The 14617-nt window shown below is 68.5% G+C and carries 16 protein-coding genes; 7 read left to right on the forward strand and 9 right to left on the reverse strand.

Going from position 1 to position 14617, the window contains the following annotated elements; genetic code table 11:
* Positions 1-38: 38 nt before the first annotated feature.
* Both CMO28_RS27840 and CMO28_RS27845 read left to right on the forward strand, forming a co-directional pair.
* Positions 39-1223, forward strand: a complete 1185-nt coding sequence (locus CMO28_RS27840) for an MFS transporter (RefSeq protein ID WP_296720261.1) — start codon at positions 39-41, stop codon at positions 1221-1223.
* A 57-nt stretch (positions 1224-1280) separates the two neighbouring features.
* Positions 1281-2015 (forward strand): DUF6683 family protein, encoded by a 735-nt coding sequence (locus tag CMO28_RS27845; protein WP_296720262.1) that lies wholly within the window; start codon positions 1281-1283, stop codon positions 2013-2015.
* On the opposite strand, the gene CMO28_RS27850 is transcribed toward CMO28_RS27845, so the two are convergent.
* Genes CMO28_RS27850 through CMO28_RS27860 form a run of 3 tightly spaced genes read right to left on the reverse strand, consistent with a single transcriptional unit; the run spans position 1993 to position 6832 of the window.
* Positions 1993-2658: a TetR/AcrR family transcriptional regulator gene (locus tag CMO28_RS27850; RefSeq protein WP_296720263.1), complete on the reverse strand. Its 666-nt coding sequence runs from the start codon at positions 2656-2658 to the stop codon at positions 1993-1995. The two genes, CMO28_RS27845 and CMO28_RS27850, sit on opposite strands and share 23 nt — an antisense overlap.
* A gap of 11 nt (positions 2659-2669) precedes the next feature.
* Positions 2670-5717 carry an efflux RND transporter permease subunit gene (locus tag CMO28_RS27855; RefSeq protein WP_296720264.1) on the reverse strand — a complete coding sequence of 1016 codons (3048 nt, stop codon included), beginning with the start codon at positions 5715-5717 and terminating at the stop codon, positions 2670-2672.
* Positions 5717-6832: an efflux RND transporter periplasmic adaptor subunit gene (locus tag CMO28_RS27860; protein WP_296720265.1), complete on the reverse strand. Its 1116-nt coding sequence runs from the start codon at positions 6830-6832 to the stop codon at positions 5717-5719. The genes CMO28_RS27855 and CMO28_RS27860 overlap by 1 nt, the downstream gene beginning before the upstream one ends.
* An 87-nt stretch (positions 6833-6919) precedes the next feature.
* Between CMO28_RS27860 and CMO28_RS27865 the strand changes: the two genes are divergently transcribed.
* Positions 6920-7495 (forward strand): TetR/AcrR family transcriptional regulator, encoded by a 576-nt coding sequence (locus tag CMO28_RS27865; RefSeq protein ID WP_296720266.1) that lies wholly within the window; start codon positions 6920-6922, stop codon positions 7493-7495.
* Positions 7496-7541: 46 nt separating this feature from the next.
* A complete protein-coding gene (locus CMO28_RS27870; protein WP_296720267.1) occupies positions 7542-8357 on the forward strand; it encodes an oxidoreductase in 816 nt (271 codons plus the stop codon).
* 8 nt (positions 8358-8365) lie between these two features.
* On the opposite strand, the gene CMO28_RS27875 is transcribed toward CMO28_RS27870, so the two are convergent.
* On the reverse strand, positions 8366-9286 hold the full coding sequence (locus CMO28_RS27875; protein ID WP_296720268.1) for an NAD(P)/FAD-dependent oxidoreductase: 921 nt from the start codon (positions 9284-9286) through the stop codon (positions 8366-8368).
* A gap of 162 nt (positions 9287-9448) precedes the next feature.
* Here CMO28_RS27875 and CMO28_RS27880 point away from each other — a divergent pair, with 162 nt between their 5' ends.
* Positions 9449-9940 (forward strand): Rrf2 family transcriptional regulator, encoded by a 492-nt coding sequence (locus tag CMO28_RS27880; protein ID WP_296720269.1) that lies wholly within the window; start codon positions 9449-9451, stop codon positions 9938-9940.
* Positions 9941-9953: 13 nt separating this feature from the next.
* Here the strand turns inward: CMO28_RS27880 and CMO28_RS27885 are convergent, their stop codons facing one another.
* Positions 9954-10688: an LrgB family protein gene (locus CMO28_RS27885; RefSeq protein ID WP_296720271.1), complete on the reverse strand. Its 735-nt coding sequence runs from the start codon at positions 10686-10688 to the stop codon at positions 9954-9956.
* A complete protein-coding gene (locus CMO28_RS27890) occupies positions 10681-11088 on the reverse strand; it encodes a CidA/LrgA family protein (protein ID WP_296720272.1) in 408 nt (135 codons plus the stop codon). Before CMO28_RS27890 ends, CMO28_RS27885 begins: the two co-directional genes overlap by 8 nt.
* A 159-nt stretch (positions 11089-11247) precedes the next feature.
* Between CMO28_RS27890 and CMO28_RS27895 the strand changes: the two genes are divergently transcribed.
* Positions 11248-11523 (forward strand): type II toxin-antitoxin system ParD family antitoxin, encoded by a 276-nt coding sequence (locus CMO28_RS27895; protein WP_296720274.1) that lies wholly within the window; start codon positions 11248-11250, stop codon positions 11521-11523.
* Entirely contained in the window at positions 11520-11696 is a 177-nt protein-coding gene (locus CMO28_RS27900) for a type II toxin-antitoxin system RelE/ParE family toxin (RefSeq protein ID WP_296720275.1), read from the forward strand. The genes CMO28_RS27895 and CMO28_RS27900 overlap by 4 nt, the downstream gene beginning before the upstream one ends.
* Before the next feature lie 53 nt (positions 11697-11749).
* On the opposite strand, the gene CMO28_RS27905 is transcribed toward CMO28_RS27900, so the two are convergent.
* Genes CMO28_RS27905 through CMO28_RS27915 form a run of 3 tightly spaced genes read right to left on the reverse strand, consistent with a single transcriptional unit; the run spans position 11750 to position 14411 of the window.
* Complete coding sequence (locus CMO28_RS27905; RefSeq protein WP_296720316.1) at positions 11750-13024, reverse strand: MFS transporter; 1275 nt, start codon at positions 13022-13024, stop codon at positions 11750-11752.
* A complete protein-coding gene (folE, locus tag CMO28_RS27910) occupies positions 13021-13647 on the reverse strand; it encodes a GTP cyclohydrolase I FolE (RefSeq protein WP_296720277.1) in 627 nt (208 codons plus the stop codon). Before folE ends, CMO28_RS27905 begins: the two co-directional genes overlap by 4 nt.
* Before the next feature lie 23 nt (positions 13648-13670).
* Positions 13671-14411 (reverse strand): hypothetical protein, encoded by a 741-nt coding sequence (locus CMO28_RS27915; protein WP_296720278.1) that lies wholly within the window; start codon positions 14409-14411, stop codon positions 13671-13673.
* Between the last annotated feature and the right edge of the window lie 206 nt (positions 14412-14617).

The following is a 14617-nucleotide window of genomic DNA, read 5'->3' on the forward strand; positions in this document are numbered from 1 at the left end:
CCGCCTCTTTCCCGCCCTTCCTTGTGGTGGAGCGTCCCATGACGACCTCTTCAGCCGGTGCGCAGGCGCGGCTTCTGCTGCTGGTTGCCGTTCTTTTCCTCTCGTATCTCTGCGTCGCGATCCCGTTGCCGGTGGTACCGGTGCAGGTCACCGACGGGCTGGGCCTGGGCAATCTTCAGGCCGGTCTGGCGGTGGGCATCGCCTTCCTCGCCACCATCCTCACCCGCGGCCCGGCCGGGCGGATATCGGACCGCGCGGGCGCGAAGATCGCGGTCGGGCGCGGCCTGGCGCTCTATGCCGCGGGTGCCCTGGTCTCGCTTCTGGCGGGGCTGACATCACTCGCGCCGATAACTGCATTTGTGGTTCTGCTCGCCGGTCGGTTGCTGGTGGGCCTGGGCGAGAGCCTGGTCGGCGTCGGCGTGGTCGCCTGGGGCATCGGCATTGCCGGGCCGGCACGGGCCGGCCGGGTGCTGGCGCTGGTGGGGGCGGCGATCTATGGAGCGCTGGGCCTGGGCGGCCCGCTCGGCCTGCTGCTGATGGACCATGCGGGTTTCATGGGGGCCATGGCGGTGGCGGCGCTGCTGCCCTGCCTGGGCCTGATCGCCGTCGCGGCCATGCCGGGGGTGGCCCCGCATCCCGATGCCGCGCGCCCGTCTTTCCTGTCGGTGATGGGGCGGATCTGGCGGCACGGGCTGATCGTCTGCCTGCAAGGCATCGGCTTCGCCGCGATCGGCGCCTTCTTCGTGCTGCTGTTCCTGAACCGGGGCTGGGCCCATGCCGGGCTGGGGCTGGCCGCCTTCGGTGCCGGTTTCGTGCTGGTGCGCATCCTGTTCGGCCATCTGCCCGACCGGCTGGGCGGGCTGCCGGTCGCCACCGCCTCGCTGGCGGTCGAGGCGGCAGGTCAGATCCTGATCTGGGCGGCGCCGCTGCCGGAGCTGGCGCTGGCCGGCGCCTTCCTTACCGGGCTCGGCTGTTCGATGGTGTTTCCCGCCATGGGGCGCGAGGTGGTGCATCTGGTGCCGCCGCATCTGCGGGGCACGGCGCTGGGCGGCTTTTCGGCCTTCCAGGATCTCGCCTATGGCCTGACCGGCCCGCTGGCCGGGCTGCTCGCCGATCGCGCCGGCTATGGCCCGGTCTTCCTGATTGGCGGCTGTGCGGCGGGGGCGGGCTTCCTGATCGCGCTGCTGATCGGCCGGCGCCGTCACCAAACGGTCGCAGGATGACCCCACCGATGCCACACGCCCGTCTCCAGGTTGGAATCAGGCAGAAGGAGTGTGGTGATGCCCATCCGTCTTCCCAAAACGGCCCGTCTGCGCCTGCCCCATCTGCGGTTGCTCGTTCTGGGGGCGCTGGTGGTGGCCATGCCGGCCCGCGCCGATCAGGGGCCGCTGAAGCTCGCGGCCCTGACCAACCGGCCGTCGCAGGCCCCGGTTACGCCGCGCGCCCTGGCGCCCCGGCTGGACGGCAGCCTGCCGCCCGGCCGGCTGCCGGCCCCGGACGAGGTGTTGAGCTACCGGCCGGACCCGGCGGTGCGCCGGCGCAATTTCGACGTCTTCGTCGACCGGCTACGGGCCCATGACGCCGGGGCCGCCGACAATCTCGACCGGCTGCTGACCGATAACGACGTGATCGCCGCCGCCCGCGACTGGCTGAAACCCTATGGCATGCGACCGGAGAACGTCGCCGACGCCATGGCGGTCTATCTTTCCACCGCCTGGGGCGCCGTGCGCGGCAGCGAGGCCGACCCGGCGCCCGAGGTGATGCGCGGCCTGCGTGACCAGCTGGCGGCGGCGATCGGCGCCACCCCCGGCTTCACCCGGGCGAGCGATGCCGAGAAACAGGAACTGGCCGAATCGATGATCGTCCAGGCGGTCATCATCTCCCGCCATGCCAGCGCCGCCCGCGACCGCCCCGACCTGCAACGCCGGGTCAGCGAGGCGGTGGCGCGGGGCGCGCAGGCGACCTTCGGGGTGGATCTGACCAAGCTGGATCTTACCGTGGAAGGGTTGAGGTGAGGACCGCCGGCAGGAGGGCCGGCAGAACGATGCGAAGGCGCTCCCGCAGGGTGACGTCGCTGTCCGGATCGTAGCGCAGGCAATGCTCGATCAGGGCCGGGTCGAGGAAGATGGCAAAGGATCCGTTGAGGGCCCGCGCCGCCTGTGCGGGACATGCCCCTTCGACCTCTCCGGCCTCGACCTCTCCGGCTTCGATCCCCTGCCGGATGATGTATTCGAACAGTTTCTCCATCCGGTCGAGATGGACCGCAAGGATGACGGTATTGGTCCGGCTGGCGGCGATGATCATGTCGTGCATGCGTCGGTCGTTGAAAAAGCGTGCCCGATTGTATCGATGAACCGCGGTCAGAAGCCGTTCGATCTTCAGGGCCGCCGGCATGTCCATCAGGGCGATCGCGAAGGCGATGTCGGCAATCTCCTTCACGGCCCGATGGCAGATCGCGTCGGAAATGGCCTGCCTGGCCGGAAAGAAGCGGTAGAGATTGGCCGGGCTCATGTCGAGTTCGGCGGCGATGTCGGCCATCGAGGTCTTGAGATGGCCGATGCGGCGAAACCTCTCCTCCGCCACCTGCAGGATGCGGGCGCGGATCTCGTTGGCACTGGCGTGCGGGGGTTTGGCGCGCGGCGGGTGGGGAGCGGTCACCGATACCTCCGTCATGTCGGCCTGATCCGGAACCAGACGGCGTAGAGCGCCGGCAGGAACAGGAGGATCAGCAGCGTGCCGCAGGCCGTGCCGCCGATCAGCGTATAGGCCATCGATCCCCAGAACACCGAATGGGTCAGCGGGATGAAGGCGAGCACCGCGGCAAGGGCCGTGAGGATCACCGGCCGCGCCCGCTGCACCGTCGCTTCGATGACGGCGTGATAGGCGTCGAGCCCGGCGGCGCGGTTCTCCTTGATCTGCTCGGTCAGGATCAGCGTGTTGCGCATCAGGATGCCGGCCAGGCCGATCAGGCCCAGGATGGCGTTGAAGCCGAAGGGCTGGTTGAAGGCGAGCAGCGCCGGCACCACGCCGACCAGGCCGAGCGGGGCGGTCAGCATCACCATGGCCAGCATCGGAAACGACCGCACCTGCAGCATGATGATGATCAGCGTGGCCGCGATCATGACCGGGAAGATGGTGACCAGAGCGGCATTGGCCTTGCCGGCCTCTTCGATCGACCCGCCCATTTCGATGCGATAGCCGGGCGGCAGGGTGGCGATCAGCGGCTGAAGGGCCGTCATGACCTGTTTCGAGACCTCGGGCGGCTGGGTGGTCTCGTCGATCTCGGACCGCACGGTGATGACGGGGATGCGATCGCGGCGCTTCAGAATCGGCTCTTCCAGGCGGATTTCGGCATGACCGATCTGGTCGAGCGGGATCTGCCGGCCGTCCCGGCTGGTCAGGGAGAAATCGGCGAGACGGGTGGGGTCCAGCCGCTCGCCGCCGGCACTGCGTGCGACCACGGCGACGTTGCGGATGTCCTCGCGAAGCTCGGTGACGGTGATGCCCGACAGCAGAAGCTGCAATTGCTGGCTGACTTCGGCCGGGGACAGGCCGATCAGGTTCAGCCGGTCCTGGTCGGGCACGAAGCGCAGCACCGGGGTGCGATTGCCCCAGTCGCGATTGGCCTCTCGCACCTCGGGAATGCCGCGCATGACGGCGAGCACCTGTTCCGAGAGGCTGTAGAGTGTTGCGGGATCGGGGCCCATGATCCGGAATTCGACCGGAAAGACCGAGGGCGGGCCGAAGACGAACTGTGTGGCGCGCACATAGGCCTCGGGCGCCAGCCCCTGGGCCACGGCCGCCCGCAGCCGGTGCTTCAGGGCGTCGCGCGCCTCGGCATCGGGTGTCAGCACGACGATCTTGGCGAAGGCCGGGTCGGGCAGCTCCGGCGACATGGCCAGGAAGAAGCGCGGCGCCCCCTGGCCGATATAGCTGGTGACGATCCGGGCCTCGGGCTGGCTGTCCAGCCAGTGTTCAAGCTTGCGGACGGCACCGGTCGTGGTCTCGATGCTGCTGCCTTCGGGCAGGCGGACCTCCACCAGCACTTCCGGGCGGTCGGAGCTGGGGAAGAACTGCTGCTTGACCCCGCCCATCCCCATGCCCGCCAGGACGAAGGCGACGACGACGATGCCGCAGGTCAGGAATTTGTGGCGCATGGCCAGCGCGATGAAGCGGCGCAGACGCCGGTAATTGGGCGTGTCGTAGATGGCGTGATGGCCGCCCTCGACCGGCCTGATCGCGGGCAGCAGCTTCACGCCCAGATAGGGGGTGAAGATCACGGCGACGATCCACGAGACGATCAGGGCGAAGCCCACCACCCAGAAGATGTTGCCGGCATATTCGCCGGCGGTGGAGGGGGCGAAGCCGACCGGCAGGAAGCCGGCGATGGTGACGAGCGTGCCCGAGAGCATCGGTGCCGCGGTGTGGCTCCAGGCATAGGCCGCCGCCCTGATCCGGTCCATGCCCTCTTCCATCTTCACCACCATGACTTCGATGGCGATGATGGCATCGTCGACCAGAAGCCCCAGCGCCAGGATCAGCGCGCCCAGGGTGATGCGGTCGAAGAACCGGCCGGTTTCCAGCATGATCAGGAACACGACCGCGAGCGTCAGCGGGATGGCCGCCGCCACCACGATACCGACCCGCCAGCCGAGGCTGAGCAGGCTGACCAGCAGCACCACGCCCAGCGCCATCGCGAACTTCAGCATGAATTCGTCGACCGCCGAGGTGATGTTGACCGCCTGGTCGGTCACCTTGTCGAGCGTCATGCCGAGCGGCAGGCCGCCGGCGATGGCCGCCGTCTTCTCTTCCAGCGCCCGGCCGAGTTCGAGCCCGTTCCAGCCCTGCTTCATCACCGCGGCGAGCATGATGGCCGGCTTGCCGTCATGGCGGATCAGATAGCCGGGCGGATCCTCGTAGCCGCGGCGGATCCCGGCGATGTCCGAGAGCTTCAGCACGCGCCCGCCGGCGACGATCGGCGTGTCGGCGATCGCCTGAACCCCGTCATAGGCGCCATCGATCCGGATGAAGACCTGCGGGCCCCGGGTCTCGATCGATCCGGCCGGGGTCAGGGGGTTCTGACGCTGCAGCGCGGCGATGATCGCCTGCGCCGGAATGCCGAGCGTCGCCAGCCGGTCATGGGAAAATTCGACGAAGATCCGCTCGGGGCGCTCGCCCAGGATGTTGATCTTCTCCACCCCCGGCACATGCAGCAGATCCTGGCGGACGATTTCCGCCTGCCGGACCAGCTGGCGCATCGGCATGGCTTCGGCCTTGAGCGCATAGAGCGCGAAGCTTACATCGGCGTATTCATCGTCGACGAAGGGCCCGTAGACGCCGGGCGGCAGGTTGCCGGCCTCGTCTCCCAGCTTCTTGCGGGCCTGATAGAATTCGTCCTGAACGGCCGAAGGCGGCGTGCTGTCCTTCAGCGTGACGGTCATATAGGCATAACCCGGCCGTGCGGTCGTCTCCACCCGGTCGTACCAGGCCAGTTCCTGGAGGCGCTTTTCCAGGGGTTCGGCCACCAGATCCTGCATCTCGCGCGCGGTTGCGCCCGGCCAGGCGGCCGTAACCGTCAGGGTCTTGATGGTGAAGCTGGGGTCCTCCGCCCGGCCGAGCTTCAGGAAGGCATAGGCGCCGGCCGCCATCAGCAGAAGAATGAAGAACAGCGTGACCGCGCGTTCGCGCACGGCGAGCGCGGAAAGATTGAAGCGCATCACTGCCCCCCACCGACTGCGGCGGCAGCCCTGACTTCGGCGCCGTCGCGCAGAAGATGGGCACCGAGGGAGACCACGGCGTCGCCCGGCTGCACCCCTGCAAGCACCGCGGTTTCGCTGCCCAGCCGCACCAGGCGGACGGGGCGGAACTGCACGGTCGAGGCGGCGGGATCGAAGACCCAGACGCCGGTTTTCCGCCCGTCGTCGAGCACGGCGCCGAGCGGCACTTCGACCTCTGCTTCGGCCGCGCGGCCGGCGATCCGGATGGTCACCGTCGCACCCAGCGGAGCCGCCGCGGCCTCGCCCTCCAGCACATAGCGTGCCTCATAGGTGCGGGTCAGGGGATCGGCGGCGTCGGAGAGCTGACGGAGCTGCGCCCGATAGCGATGCGCCCCGTCGCCGTAGAGCGTGGCCTCCGCCACCGAGCCGATCGCGGGGCGGACCGTTTCCGGCAGGCTGACCACGGCTTCGCGCGGCCCCGACCAGGCAAGGCGGATCACCGTCTGGCCGGCCGCGACCACCTGTCCCGGCTCGCCCAGCGTTTCGACCACGGTTCCGTCGGCTTCGGCGACCAGCACGGCATAGGCCGCTTCATTTTCGGCCACACGGGCCTCGGCTTCCGCCGCGGCAAGCTGGGCGGCCGCACTGTCCAGGGCGGCTTTGGCCTGGTCATAGCGCTGCGGGCTGGCGGCCAGGCCGTTCTTCACCAGGTTGGCATAGCGCCGCTCGTCGTCCTTCGCCTGAACGAAGACCGCGCGGGCCGCCGCCGCGGCATTGCGCCGGGCGGTCAGGGCCAGCTGAAGATCGCTGTCGTCGATCCGCATCAGCGGCTGGCCGGCCCTGACCGCCTCGCCGGTATTCACCAGGCGTTCGATGATCTTGCCGGGCACGCGGAAGCCCGGATTGCTCTGCACCCGCGCGCCGATCACGCCGGTGAAGCCACGCTCGGATCCGCCGACCACCCGGGCCGTCGCCAGCCTGACGGTCTGCGGCGCCTGTCGCGGGTCGGTCACGGCCGCGGCCTCGTCTGCGCGCAGGGACAGGGCCGCGAAGCCGGCCACCCCTGCCCCTGCCACCGCCAGCCCCCAAAGTGCAGCCCGGAATTTTGCCGTCATGCCCGATGTCCCCGTCCGAATAGATTGCATACGACCGCTATATAGGTTATAGATGTCGAACACAATCTAAAAAGACGGAGAATGGCAATGCGCGTCAGCCGGGCTCAGGCCGCGGAAAATCGGGAAAACGTCATCAATGTCGCCAGCCGCCTGTTCCGCGAACACGGTTTCGACGGCATCGGTCTCAAGGATCTGATGAAGGGCGCCGGGCTGACCCAGGGCGCCTTCTACAAACAGTTCGCCTCGAAAGAGGATCTGGCGGCCCAGGCCTCCCGGCGGGCGTTCGAGAGCGTCTCCCACCGTTGGTCGGATGCCCTGGCGGCAGCGCCGGAGGATCCCTTCGCGGCGGCCGTCGCCTTTTACCTGAGTGCGGAGCATTGCGACGAGACCCCGGAGGGCTGCCCGATCGCGGCCTTGGGCACCGATGCCGCCAGACAGGGCAGCACCGTCAGGGCATCGTTCGAGGAGGGGATCAGAGAGCGTCTCGACAACCTTCGCCGCCTGATGGGCGCGGATGAGAGCGGGGGCGCGGAAGACGCGGCGATGGCTGCGCTGTCGACCATGGTCGGCGCGCTGATCCTGTCGCGCGTCGTGAATGACCCCGATCTGTCGAAGCGTTTCCTGGATACCGCCGCCGCCAGCCTGACCCGCGATCGCGGATGACCCCACCCGGCGTCGGTCGCCGGGCCAGCAGAAAGATGTCGTACCCATGAACAAAGTCAGTGCCGGCGTCGCCCTGGTGACGGGGGCATCCTCGGGCATCGGTTACGCGACGGCCGCCGCCCTGCTGCAGGCGGGATACCGTGTCTACGGCACCAGCCGCAAAACGCCCGCCGCCGGCCCGGCGGGTGTCGCCATGCGCACCGCCGATGTCCGGGATGATGCCTCGGTGGCGCGGCTGATCGGGGATGTGCTGGCAGAGGCCGGCCGGATCGATCTGCTGGTCAACAATGCCGGCATCGGCGTGACCGGCGGGGCTGAAGAATCGTCGGTCGCGCAGGCCCAGGCCCTGTTCGACGTGAATGTCTTCGGCACCATGCGGATGACCCGGGCGGCGCTGCCGGCGATGCGCCGGCAGGGGGCCGGGCGGATCGTCAACATCAGCTCCATCCTGGGCGTGATCCCCGCCCCCTACAACGCCATCTATGCGGCGAGCAAGCACGCCATCGAGGGCTATTCCGAATCGCTCGATCACGAGCTGCGCGGCTTCGGCATCCGGGTGGTGCTGATCGAACCCGCCTATACCAGCACCGGCTTCGATGCCCATGGCATGACCCCGGATCAGCCGCTTGCGATCTATGACGAGGTCCGGGCGCAGGCCGAACGGCTGATGCAGAGGGGCGTGACGGCTGGTGATCCCCCCGATATCGTGGCACAGACCGTGCTGAAGGCTGCCCGGGCCGCCACCCCGAAGCTGCGCTACACCGCCGGAAAGATGGCAGGCCGGGTGCGGCTGCTCCGCCGGTTCGTGCCGGAATCAGCCTTCGACAAAAGCCTGCGCAAACAGGCGGGCCTGCCGGCCTGACCGCGCCGTCAGGCGCCGAAAACCAGCGACCGATGCGCGCCCACCCCCGCCCGCACGCCCGAGGCGAGGGCCAGGCTGGCATTGTGCATGGGAAAGGCGATGTCGCCCGCGGCATAGACGCCCGGCACCGAGGTGAGGCCCCAGTCGTCGGTCGCGATCCAGGGGCCGGTCGGGCCGGTCTCGATCCTGCAGCCCAGCGCCTGTGCGAGCGGGGCGGTGAAACGCGTCTCGGGGGCCACGAACAGGCCGGTCATCGGCAGCTCGCGGCCGTCGGCAAGGCGGATGCCGCTGAGGCGGGGGGCGGGGCCCAGCAGCTCCGCCACCGGCACCGTCTCGATCGTCACCCCGGCCGCGGTCAGGCGGGCGGCGGTTTCGGCATCGGGGGCGGGGATGCCGTCCAGCAGCAGCGTCGTCGGCCCCCAATCGGTGAAGAGCAGTGCATGCGCCGCTATGTCGGGGCGGGTGGCGAGCACGCCGAGCGGCCCGCCCGCCGTCTCATAACCATGGCAATAGGGGCAGTGCAGCACGCCATGGCCCCAGCGTTCGGCCAGGGCCGGGGCCAGCTTGCGGCCGGCCCCGGCGCCGGGCATGGCGTCGGTCAGGCCGTGGGCCAGGATCAGCCGGGCGGCGGTCATCTCGCGGCCATCGGCCAGCTGCACCAGAAAGCCGTCGCTGGTGGCCGCCGCTGTCGCTACCTCGCCGCCGATCAGCGTTGCCGCCGGATAGGCGGCAAGCTGGGCGCGGGCCTCGCCAAGGATCGCGGCGGGGGTGCGACCATCCTGCCCGGGCATGCCGTGCAGCGCGGGCGAGAACCGGTTGCGCGGCTGGCCGGCATCGATCACCGCCACCTGCCGCCGCGCCCGGGCCAGCTGCATCGCCGCCGCCAGCCCCGCAAAACTGCCACCGACCACGATCGCGTCGAAGCGCATGGATCTCTCCTGATTACGTATCGTTCGAAGTTACGTAACTTTAGGAGTGGCGTGTCCAGCCGGTCAAGACTCATGTCGCTTCCGCTCTTGCGTGACGGGGCTGCATGATGGGATGAAGGGATCGGAGCCCGCCTGCCACCCTTGACCGCCCGGACCCACGCGATGAGATCCGACAGTCGCCTGTCGCGCATGCTGCATGTGCTGATCCACATGAACCGCCATGACGGCCCGATGACCTCGGACGCCATCGCGGCGATGCTGTCGACCAACCCGGTGGTGGTGCGCCGCACCATGGCCGGCCTGCGCGAGGCCGGCCATGTGCGCTCGGAAAAGGGCCATGGCGGCGGCTGGACCCTGGCCCGGCCGCTGGCCGACATCACGCTTCTGGATGTGCACCGGGCGGTGGGCGACCCTGCCATCTTCGCGATCGGCCTTGCCCACGACAACCCGGACTGCCTGGTGGAACAGGCGGTGGATGCGGCGCTGGCGGGCGCGCTGGCCGCGGCCGAGGCGGTTTTGCGCGCCCGGCTGGAGGCGGTGACGCTTCAGGATCTGGCGCAGGATTTCAAGCGGCGGCTGGCCGATATCGGCCTTGAGGGGCCGGCCTGCCCGGTGGAGACCTCTCCGGTGGAAACCTCTCCGGTCGAGGGCTGAGGCCGGGCCGCGGTCAGAGCAGCGGGACCACCATCAGCGTCGTGCAGACCGCGTTCGCCAGCATGCCGGCCGCCGCCATCGCCGCCATGTCGCCGCCGCGGGGGGCGGCATGGGCCACGCCGATCGCATGGCTGGTGAGGCCGAGGGTGAAGCCGGTGACGCGGTCATCGTCGCGAACGCCGGCCAGACGGGTCAGCGCCAGCCGCGCCAGCAGCGGCGTCACCATCGCCCCGAACAACCCGTTGCCCAGAATGCCGAGCATGGTGACGTCCATGGTGCTGCCCAGGCTTTGTGCCAGCGGGATCGCGACCGGCGCCGTAACCGCGCGCAGGCCCAGCCCCAGCTGGTCGGCCAGGGGCAGGCCCAGCAGCGGGCCGATCAGGAAGATGCCGAGGAACGAGGTGGCGCCGCCCGCCACCGTGCCCGCCACCAGCGGCCGCCAGACCGACCGCAGATAGGCCCGCATCCGCCAGAGCGGCACGGCCATGGCCGCGGTCGCCGGCAGCAGGGCGGCCGACAGCGGCGTGGTCGCGCGGCCGTAATCCCCGACCGGCACACCGGTCGCCGTCAGCACGCCGATGATCAGCACCGCCGCGGTCAGCACCGGGGTCAGAAAGGCGGAGCCTCGCGCCGCTGCCCACAACCGCCGCGCCGCGGCCCAGGCCGCGAAGGTGAGCGCGAGCAGCGCCACGCCTTGCCAGGACAGCGCCCCGGCCCAGGCCAGAAGCTCGGCGACGGGATCAGTCATGGCCAGGATCCTCGCGCGCCGCCACCGGCATCGGCGGCTGCCGCCGGAGGCGGGTGAACACGCCCACCGTCACCGCCACCGTCACCGGCAGGGTCAGGGCGATCGCGGCCACCAACCCCGGCAGCCGGCCGGGATCATCCACCATCGCCTGCAGGGCCCGGGTGGCGGGCGGGATGAGGAACAGCCCCAGCAGCGGCAGCAGAACATCCCCCGCCGCCTCGATCGGCCGCCGCGCGACGGGCACCCAGGCCAGCACCGCCAGCACGATCGGCACCGCCAGAATCTGCCCCGGCAGCCCGATCCCGGTCACCGCCGACAGCCAGCTGCCGGCCATGCAGGCCAGCACGAACCCGACCACCCCGACGCAGACCGCGCCGGCCTTCTTCCACCCCGTCGCCATGGACCCCTTCACGATGCTGTGCGTGGCGGCGGGCAGTATGCATCAGGGGTGGGGGGAAGGGGTAATGCGGTTGGGGCAGAGGGGATCGGCCCCGCTGGGGCCTTGCCGCTACGGCGTGGATCGCTTAGTCTTTAGAACGATTGGTGAACGAGGTGCGCCATGGCGGACGTCGAGAAGATGACGGTTGTCCTGCCGCCAGACATGGCAGGGGCGGTCCGTGATGCGGTGCAGACGGGCCAATACGCCTCGACCAGCGAGGTGATCGGCGAGGCCGTGCGCGAATGGCACGATCGTCGCGATCTGCTGGGCTACACGGTCGACGAATTGCGCGATCTGGTTCAGGCTGGTATCGACAGCGGCCCGTCGATCGACGCCGAAGAGATCTTCGCGGGACTTCGTGAGAAGCTGCGCGCCCGCCTCTCCGACGACGTATGAAGCTTCGGCTTCTTCCGCAGGCGGCGGCGGATCTGGAAGGCATTGCGCTCTATGTCGCCGATCATAACCCGCGCGCCGCCTTTGCACTCGTCGAGGCGATCGAGAGCCGTTTCCGTCAGATCCTGATCTATCCCCTGTCCGGCCGCCGCCGCGATGATCTGGGGCCGCGATGATCTGGGGCTCAGGCTCCGGGCTCAATGACATACGGGCGCGATAGTGCTTCCGGTCATACGCCACCTTGCTTTTTCGGTTGGTTCGTCCTGGGATCACCGGAACCGAGCCGCGCTCTCGCAAGGCTGCGCCCCGTGCCGGGCATGAAGACCGTTCCCGAGAAACAGAGACCGGCGATGACCACGCAGAACCAGCCGGGCGACAGGTACGGTGTCATGACGGCATACAGGCCCGACACCGCGAAGATTCCAAGATTGAGCAGGCTGGCGTGATAGGAATTGATCGTGCTGCGCCACCGTTCCGAGAGATGGTTCAGACGTGCGTGATGAAGCGGCCCCGCGGCCCCGTAGCCGAAGGCCCAGGGTGTTCCTGCAACTGCCAGAAGACAGGGTGAGCCCGCGGGCAGGGCGAAGAGGGCGATGCCGATGGCCGAGGCGGCAGCAAGGGCCGGCAGCGCCCGGCCTGGCCAGCGCCGTTCAAGGGCATGGCCGCAGAGATTGCCGAGGATGACGACAAACCCGAACCACGCCGCGATGAGCCCCACCCCCGCGGTCGTGATCGGCAGGCTGCGGGCCGCGACATTGGCCACGATGGCGCCGAAGCCGGCGGCACATCCCAGCCACAGAAAGCTGGTCGCAAGACCGGACCGCACGCCGGGCGTTCGCAGGGCGGCGCCATGCGTGGCGAAGAAGGATGCCGGACGCCCCCGCTTGCCCGGCGGGCACAGGGCGACCACCCCGATGGCGCAGAGAAACGCCGTCGCGCCAAGGGCATGGTAGGCATGTTGCCAGCCTATGCCGCTCGCCATCCAGCCGGCCACGACCGGAGTGATCACGAAAGACGCCATCAGCCCGACAAAGACCCTGGCGAGCCGCCGGCCGATCTCATCGGGTGGCGCCTGGTCGGCGACAATGGTCAAGGCGTTCGGCTGGATGATCGCGGCGCTGCACCCCGCCAGTCCCGACAGCCAGACCGCGATGGTGAGGCTGCCGCAATGCGGCAGGACCGAGAGCGTGACGGCCTGACCGATCAGGCCCGCGGTCAACATCTGTTTCCGACCGAAGCGGTCGGCGAGCGGGCCTGCGGCAAGTGCGACCGCCGCGTAGACCAGACCATAGGCGGCCGGAAGAAGCGCGATGCGGCTGGACGGCACGCCGAAATGGGCGCCCATCACCGTCATCATCGGCCCGGCGACGACTTCCGCCGAACCGATGATGAACAGGCAGACCCACAGAACCGCGAACCAGGCGCCCGTGCCGCTGCTTCCCTGGCCGCTGCTTCCCTGGCCTCTGCTTCCCTGGCCGCCATTCAAGGCACTGGTCGACGTCAACAGGCCCCCTCCGGACCGGCACCGGGCCGCATGCCGAGCAGAGAGAAAAGCTCCAGCCTCGCCCCGGGATCTTCCCGGAAAACGCCGGTCATCCGGCTGGTGATCATCGCGACGCCCGGCTTGTGCACGCCGCGCGTGGTCATGCACTGGTGTGATGCCTGGACGACGACTGCAACGCCCCGCGGGTCGAGAACCGTGGTGATGGCATTGGCGATCTGCGCCGTCATCCTCTCCTGGATGGTGAACCGTTTCGCAGAGCCTTCGACGACACGCGCCAGTTTCGAAATGCCCACGACCCGGGTCCGGGGCAGATATGCGACATGGGCGGTTCCCACGACCGGCACCATATGGTGCTCGCAATGGCTTTCGAACCGAATGTCGCGCAGCGCCACGATTTCGTCGTAGCCGTCGATCTCTTCGAAGGTTCGGGCCAGAATCTCCTGCGGCTCCATCGCATAGCCGGCGAAGAATTCGCCATAGGCGCGCACGACCCGGCCCGGCGTCCCCAGCAATCCTTCGCGGTCCGGATCATCACCGGCCCAGCGGAGCAGTGTCCGGACGGCTTCTTCTGCCTCGGCAACTGTTGGTCGTGCGTCGAGCGCGGCCGATACGGCATCAGGCATGGTCGATCTCCCGTCGCACAATCCTAGAAGAAATGGATTTCCAGCTTAATGTCTTCGATGTAATCCCAGTCGATGCCGTCGACGCGGAAGCTGGTTGCATCGTAGACGCCGTCGTCACAGGTGTCGTCGGGATCGATCGTCAGGCCGGCGCAGACATATTTGCGCAGATAATCGCCGTCGGTCGGCACGATGGCGTTCTTGCCATAGCCCGAGACGTCGACGATGTAGTTGATGTCCCCGGCCTCGTAGGTCCGCACGACCGTCTCGCCCCTGGCAAAACCGATATGGCGGAGCAGGTCGGTCGCGAAATTATTGGCGCCGACTTCGAACGACACCCGATCCTTGCGCTTCTGATCGGTCATCTCCGGCGGCGCATCCAGCCCGTTGGCCTGGCCTTCGGTTTCATAGTAGTGAAGCGCAGACTGCACGCCGCGCAGATCGTATATGTAAGAATAACGCTCGATCTTCTTATCCTTCGCCGCACAGATGAAGAAATAATGCCCCAGGCTGTGCAGAAGCATAAACATCCGCGACGACAGGGAAACGCCCTGCGCAAAGGTGATGTCGCGGCCTTTGATGATGGTCTTGATGTTGAGCGGATGCCCGGCCGTCTCGCGGTATCGCAGCCCGTACATGCGGGCCAGCCGATCGCAGGCGGCCTGATAGTCCTCTGGCGTGACGAGAGCCAGGACGTCGCGGATGTCGTCGTCGGTTGCAACCTTGGGGGCGGGGGCGGGGCGTAAGTTTTCGGAAACCAGCGACATACGTCGTCTCCTTGCGCAACGAAGGGTCGGATCTGCTCGGCGGGTCTTCGGACGATGTCGTCGTGGTGGACCGTGAAGCCCGCCTGCAGGCGCACCGGTTTGAAGGCACCAGGATCCGCGACTGTCAGATGCCGGAGGGCAGCGGTGGCGCACCGCCCATGTCAATGGCATAGGACATTATCATATTGTCACAATTCAATCATAAT

The sequence above is a fragment of the Tistrella sp. genome, from assembly GCF_002684955.1.
GTDB lineage: Bacteria > Pseudomonadota > Alphaproteobacteria > Tistrellales > Tistrellaceae > Tistrella > Tistrella mobilis.